This window comes from Enterococcus sp. RTP21361st1_A6_RTP21361_211029 (genome assembly GCF_040910045.1).
Lineage (GTDB): Bacteria > Bacillota > Bacilli > Lactobacillales > Enterococcaceae > Enterococcus_D > Enterococcus_D gallinarum.
Map to the genome: position 1 here is coordinate 1 of NZ_JBDGBK010000175.1, position 2,395 is coordinate 2,395.

Genomic DNA, 2,395 nt, shown 5'->3' on the forward strand with positions numbered 1-2,395 from the left:
GTCCTGGACCTCCATGAGGGAGCCTCGGAACGTGTCCGTGGCCTCGGCGGCGCCGCAGGACGCGACGAACGCGCACCTCACGCCCGCCGGCAGGCCGGAGACCACCCATTCGGCGTAGCCGCCGATGAGGTCGGACGAATGCCGCAGGATGATGCCCGGCCTGCCCGGAGAACCCCACTGGTTGACGCTGCAGTCGAGACTCCTCGTGGGTTTCGGATCGCCCAGCATGGGGTTCGGGAACCAGTTATGTCGCATCATCGGCGCTCACCGCCGATCACTGCAGGGGCATCGAGCCTCCGTCGAACCACGGGAACCGGGGGAGGAGTTGTTGGACGGTCGGCCATTCGTCGCCCTCGTACACGGCCAAGGCCTCCAACGTCAAACTGCCCCCGCCATGGCAGAAGATGCTGTGGTTGCCGCCCCCCGACGGTCTTCGCCGCCTTCCACGTGGCACCCGATGGGGTCGTGTCCGAGGCGAGCGGCGTGCCGTTCTCTATTTCCACGTTCAGCCCGCTGGTGGCCGTGTAGGCGACGACCACGACACGGCCCGATCTCATCAGTTCCGACCACTCCTGAAAGTTGGCTAACGACCAGGTGCCGTTGTCGGCATGCGTGTAGCGGTAGCGCCCGCCGGCGAGGCGCTCGACATTCACGCCGCCGCTGCTGGCCCACGTGTTTAACCGCTTGTGGCATGAGGGGTCGGTGTACAGGTTGGTGATGTAGCTCATGCCGCCACCCCCAGTCCGAAATCTAGGGCATTGGCATCATGTCGCCGCGAAACCAGTCGAGATCCAGCGCCTTGAGCTGCTGCCAATCGGTTTTCGGACCGATGTACAGGTGATCCCATATCACGGAACCGCCCGATGGGGCGCACACTCGCCACGTCAGAGTTTCCGTGCCCTCGGGCACCGTGAACTCGTAGGCGTAGTTCTTCGCCTCCAATACGGCTTGACCTCTGTTCAACATTTGGACGAAATTTCCGCTCCAGACCGGCAGAACGCCGTTGAGCGGGTTTTGCACCCCCGATCCTGGGGGCGTAGCCTGCCGGCAGCGGGCGGCTATCACCCATACTCCCGGCTCGGGTATCGGAATTCCCGCCCATTGGGCGAAGACCTCGCTCTGTCCATCCTCCGGAACGGCCGCGAGGCTGAGCGTGCCGAGAGGCGACTCCGTGATATTGCCCGACGAGCCGGAGCGTCCGCATGTCATGTAGTTGCGTACATACGTCATGCGGCCACCACCCAGTCAGAGCGGTGAGCGCGAACAGCCAGACGACGGCGTTTAAGCCAGCCTCCCCCCCCTAATGGCAGTGGCATGAGGTTTCCGGCGAACGGGCTGCCTGGCGCGAGCAGTTGGAGCTCCTCGTAGTCGGCCTTGGCGCCGACGAAGATGCACCACATGTTGATGCGTTGGCCGGCCTTGCCGGGGGCGCGGAAGACGATTTGGGGAGGCTCCTTACGCTCTCCGGGTATCGTGAACTCCGCACTCATGCCGCCGTTCGTGCTGCCGAGCGTACGCCACGTGCCGCTCCTGTCGTAGCCCCAGCATTCCAGCAAGCTGCCGTGCAGGGGTCTGCCCCCCTCGTCGGCGTAGGTGTTCGCGGCGAGCACGAGCGGCGTCTCCCTTGGCAGGCCGGGGTGCGGGACCTGGGCGAAGCCGTCGCCGTCGTTGATGGTGGTCAGGTTGACGCCCGGATACAGGCTCGGCGGCTTGTACTCGCTGACGTATCCGACCGTGCAGTTATGCGCGTCGGCTCCCGGTCGGGGGCCGGACGGGTCGAACATGGGATTGAGGTAAAAGTTGCGCAGATACACCATGCCTTTCCCCTTTCTGTTTTCGGGTATGAAAAAAGCCACCCCCGTGGGATGGCTTTCGGAAAAAAATGGTTTGACTGTGTTTATTCGCTCTTGGACTGTTTGGCCTCGAGCTCGGCGATCCTGCGCTGCAGGGCGTTGACCTGCGCCTTGGCGATGGCGAGGTCCACGCTCAGACTGCTGATCTGCTGGCTCAATGTGGCGATCACGTCGTTCGCGTCCGCGGCCACGGTGGTTTCGGTTTTGTCTTTCATGGTTATCTCCTATCGGTGATTGGTGGGGTTATCGCGTCGATGAACTTTTCACGCGCGGTTTGGATTTCCGCGGCGTGTTCGGCGAGCAGGGTTTCGAGGCTCGTGGCGTCCACGCCGGCGGGCAACCGTATCGACGGTTCCACCGGCTCGCCGGCGTTCGGTTCGTCCAACGCCCGCGCGGCGGCGAGAGCCGCGTCCGCCTCGTACGAGTCCACTATGGTCGTGGCATCCAAGCCCAACAGCCGGCGGGTCTCCGCACGCCCGTCGGCGGCCAGCGCCCCGTTCGCCTTGAACGCGCGGTGCAGTGATGCGGCGCGCACCTGATTC

General features: G+C 64.3%; 6 protein-coding genes. All 6 read right to left on the bottom strand.

Annotated elements, in window-relative coordinates; genetic code table 11:
* Positions 1–258: hypothetical protein (locus tag AB5Z52_RS16655; protein ID WP_368267087.1), on the bottom strand; the 258-nt coding region annotated here is incomplete at its 3' end.
* Positions 255–728 (bottom strand): hypothetical protein, encoded by a 474-nt coding sequence (locus tag AB5Z52_RS16660; RefSeq protein WP_368267089.1) that lies wholly within the window; start codon positions 726–728, stop codon positions 255–257. The genes AB5Z52_RS16655 and AB5Z52_RS16660, both read right to left, overlap by 4 nt.
* Positions 729–750: 22 nt before the next feature.
* Complete coding sequence (locus AB5Z52_RS16665) at positions 751–1,230, bottom strand: hypothetical protein (protein ID WP_368267091.1); 480 nt, start codon at positions 1,228–1,230, stop codon at positions 751–753.
* The gene (locus tag AB5Z52_RS16670; RefSeq protein WP_368267093.1) at positions 1,227–1,817 is read right to left on the bottom strand and encodes a hypothetical protein; all 591 of its coding nucleotides are present in this window, start codon (positions 1,815–1,817) and stop codon (positions 1,227–1,229) included. The genes AB5Z52_RS16665 and AB5Z52_RS16670 overlap by 4 nt, the downstream gene beginning before the upstream one ends.
* An 80-nt stretch (positions 1,818–1,897) precedes the next feature.
* Positions 1,898–2,068: a hypothetical protein gene (locus AB5Z52_RS16675; RefSeq protein WP_165499520.1), complete on the bottom strand. Its 171-nt coding sequence runs from the start codon at positions 2,066–2,068 to the stop codon at positions 1,898–1,900.
* A 2-nt stretch (positions 2,069–2,070) separates the two neighbouring features.
* Positions 2,071–2,395: hypothetical protein (locus AB5Z52_RS16680; protein ID WP_368267095.1), on the bottom strand; the 325-nt coding region annotated here is incomplete at its 5' end.

What these genes read in the sequence shown, in the direction of transcription:
- AB5Z52_RS16660 (WP_368267089.1), bottom strand. Translation starts at nt 728, where the DNA reads ATGAGCTACATCACCAACCTGTACACCGACCCCTCATGCCACAAGCGG.
- AB5Z52_RS16665 (WP_368267091.1), bottom strand. Translation starts at nt 1,230, where the DNA reads ATGACGTATGTACGCAACTACATGACATGCGGACGCTCCGGCTCGTCG.
- AB5Z52_RS16670 (WP_368267093.1), bottom strand. Translation starts at nt 1,817, where the DNA reads ATGGTGTATCTGCGCAACTTTTACCTCAATCCCATGTTCGACCCGTCC.
- AB5Z52_RS16675 (WP_165499520.1), bottom strand. Translation starts at nt 2,068, where the DNA reads ATGAAAGACAAAACCGAAACCACCGTGGCCGCGGACGCGAACGACGTG.